Below are 2537 nucleotides of genomic sequence, written 5' to 3' on the forward strand. Positions count from 1 at the left end.
CTCCTTCCGGTGCGGCTCCCCTGACCGTGCAGGCCGATCACGATCAGTTCTGAGCCCAGTTGATCGGCCACCTCCAGGATGGCCAGCGCGACCCCATGTTCGGGCTTGACCCCGCCTGCCGGGCCGTCCAGTCTGGTTTTGGCTGAAACGATCAGGCAGCTCGGCGGGCGGCGGCCCAACAAGCTGAGCTCCCGCAGGAGGGTCTGCGCCGCTTCCAGGCCCGAGGGCCCCGATTCATGCGCTTCGAGCACATGGAGCAGCGTGACCTTCCCGCCGGTGGCACGCGCCACATCACAGGCATGCTGGGCCGCATCGCGACTCCACACACTGAAATCCACCGCAACAAGCATCTGGCGCAACACAGGCGTGACCTCCTCGGTTCTCTGTCACCAGCTTGGTCTACGCGCCTTACCGTCCCGTTACCGGAAGACTTTCGCGGCGGCCTGAATTGGGCACGCCGATGTACAGCGCGTCTTGTCTGAGGGTGAAGCCCAGTGTTCGGGCGGCCTGCGTGAGGAGCGCTTGCTCATGCACCGTCCAGGTTCCCACGCGTGGCGGACGCGAGACGGCCAGCACCGCCTCCAGCGTGCCGGACTGGCCGACGATCGGCACCGCGCCTGCGGCAGTCGGCTTCGTTTCAGGTTCAGCGGTCAGAAGGAGCGAGATATTCTCGGCGTACTGCGCCTTACCAGTCTGCACGACCTGACGGCAAAGCGCAACGGCGTCCAGCGGCAGAGCGCCAAGTTCCAGAAGCGGATGGAGTTCAGGGGGGATTTCGCCCCAGACCCTGTTGATCCGCAGCACGCCGAGGTCTACCAGGAAGATGAACAGCGACTCCAGCTTCAGCGCCTCGCCCAAAGCCTCAAGGGTCAGGTGCGCCACTTCGTCGAGTGTTCCGGCGGGCTGAAGGGCGTCGGCCAGCTTGAGTCCCAGCTGGGCGCGTTCCAGTGAATCATGCACCTCACTGCCGTCCGGCTCGAAGCTGAGCAGCGTGGCCCCAACCGCCCGCTGGGCCAGGTGCCGGGCGCAGGGAGCATGGCTCCCGATCTGGTGGGGGCAGGTGAAATCGCTTTCCTTGAGGCGTTCAGCCAGCGCGGTCGTTTCTAGCATCGGCGTGTCCGCAAGGTCACTTCGCAGATACTTGATGAAGCGCCGGTAGTGCTCGACGGCGGCGTATTTGCTCTCGACGCTCGCCAGGCAGGCCATCAAGTCCTGGTGGTAGTTCTCACCAATCAGCGGGTCGGCCCGCAGCGCCTGCGCCAGATGCCGGATCGCCAAATCACATTCGGCGGCCTCGCAGTGCAGCATCGACAGCTCTAAAGTGGCCCGCACATAGCTGGCCTTGTATTCCTCGCGTACGGTGTCCGCCCAGTCGGTGCGTACCTCGGTCAGGTACTCGCCGCCGTAGAGGTCTGCGGCCCGCTGGAGGGCTTCGCGGGTGGCCTGAGTTCCGGAAGGAAGGCCAGTGCCAGCAAGCTGAGCTTCATGCAGCGCGACCTGCATGGCAAACACGTCGCTGGTGGCCAGTACCTCTGAACTCAACCGGTAGCGCTCGTAGTCCTTGAAAACCGACTCGGTCTTCCCCAACGCCGTGCGTACCCGGTGCAGCGCGACCCGGAAGCGGTTGCTGCTGGCTGCGTTTTCGTTTTCTTCGTCAGGCCACAGCGCCTGAGCCACGTCACGCTGGCTGCGCCCGTCTGGAAACGAGAGCAGGTAGAAGAACAGGTCGCGGGCGCTGGCAGCGTGCCAGACGATGTCCTGACCATCCAGGGTGACACGGGTGTGTCCGAACGTCACGATCTTGAGTGTAGGCATAGCGTCCCCTTGATGAGTAGAAGAGAACGTGCACAGCGGTTTCCACGCCGTTCTGAACCTAGGGTAGTGTGCACCGACTGGTGTTAGATATGGTTTTGACCAAGACCACGCTGCTTAGTGGGTGAAACCCGTGGATAAACATGTACATTCACGCTTCGCCTCGGCTTCCAAGCTGTAGCGGTTCAGCCTGGTAACGGCCCCGTAACATCCGCGCATCAGAGTCGCTGCATGGAGACGACGCTGATGAGCTACGGCTGCGGCGTCGCTGTATATCGGGCGGGTGGTTGACATGGCGGCCTTCTGGATTCCGGCTGGATTCTGGTCGTCAGCAGAGCCGGGGCATGCTGGGAAGCACGGCGAATCAAAACGCAATGGTCAACAGGACGAAAGGTCTGGAGGGGCATGACGGCTGACGCAGTTGCCAGGGAAGCTGGTCTGACCCGTTCTACCGAAAGTTCCGGCCTCAGCAGTCAGGCGGCGGCTGAACTCCTGGCCCAGATTGGCCCGAACGAGATTTCGACCTCGAAACCAAAACCATTGATCTTCCAGCTCCTGGCTTACTTCGTTCAGCCGCTGATCGCCATTTTGCTGATCGCGGCAGTCATTTCGGGCGTCTCGGGCGACTGGCTCAACGCCGCCATCATCATTGTGATCGTGCTGGGCAGCATCGGGCTGGACTTCTACCAGACCCGGCGCTCTCAGGTGGCCGCCGAGTCGCTGCG

At 62.9% G+C, this 2537-nt stretch carries 3 protein-coding genes; 1 reads left to right on the forward strand and 2 read right to left on the reverse strand.

The genetic code is table 11. From position 1 onward, the window contains the following. Together FNU79_RS18780 and FNU79_RS18785 are read right to left on the reverse strand one after the other, a co-directional pair. Positions 1-362, reverse strand: a 362-nt coding sequence (locus FNU79_RS18780) for a universal stress protein (RefSeq protein ID WP_143722316.1), incomplete at its 3' end; no start/stop codon positions are given. Between the two features lie 46 nt (positions 363-408). Next, positions 409-1815, reverse strand: coding sequence for a BTAD domain-containing putative transcriptional regulator (locus FNU79_RS18785; protein ID WP_143722317.1), 1407 nt, complete (start codon positions 1813-1815; stop codon positions 409-411). 402 nt (positions 1816-2217) lie between these two features. On the opposite strand from FNU79_RS18785, the gene FNU79_RS18790 reads away from it, so the two are divergent. Then, a partial coding sequence (locus tag FNU79_RS18790; RefSeq protein WP_225430211.1) for a cation-transporting P-type ATPase occupies positions 2218-2537 on the forward strand: 320 nt, incomplete at its 3' end.

The sequence above is a fragment of the Deinococcus detaillensis genome (genome assembly GCF_007280555.1).
Lineage (GTDB): Bacteria > Deinococcota > Deinococci > Deinococcales > Deinococcaceae > Deinococcus > Deinococcus detaillensis.

Excerpts from the sequence above, each read along its gene's own strand:
- FNU79_RS18785 (WP_143722317.1), bottom strand. The coding sequence starts at position 1,815 with ATGCCTACACTCAAGATCGTGACGTTCGGACACACCCGTGTCACCCTG.